Source organism: Chryseobacterium sp. SIMBA_028 (genome assembly GCF_046535285.1).
Lineage (GTDB): Bacteria > Bacteroidota > Bacteroidia > Flavobacteriales > Weeksellaceae > Chryseobacterium.
The window spans coordinates 1-276 of record NZ_JAWRWZ010000225.1; the positions used below are offsets into that span (position 1 = coordinate 1).

Genomic DNA, 276 nt, shown 5'->3' on the forward strand with positions numbered 1-276 from the left:
TCAGATGGACAAGTTATAATTCAACAAAATGACGCACCTGCGCCCGCAGCCGTATCAAATAATCAGCAAAATAACGCAGCAAACAACCAAAACAATAAGATTCCTGCTGATGAAAAATACAATCGAGAAAGGAATGAACAACGCGTACAACACCAACGGGATTTAGAAGATAGAGAAATGACGCTGAAGGAGAAGAAACAGCAGCTTAATGAAGATTATCAACGGCATAAAATGAAATTGGAGGAAAAGGCTTCAGAAAAAAAATAACGTTCCTCC

At 38.8% G+C, this 276-nt stretch carries 1 protein-coding gene; it reads left to right on the forward strand.

What is annotated here, in order from left to right; all coding sequences use genetic code 11:
• Window positions 1-267 (forward strand): hypothetical protein (locus SCA31_RS23240; protein WP_410699389.1); only part of this gene is annotated, 267 nt, incomplete at its 5' end.
• Between the last annotated feature and the right edge of the window lie 9 nt (window positions 268-276).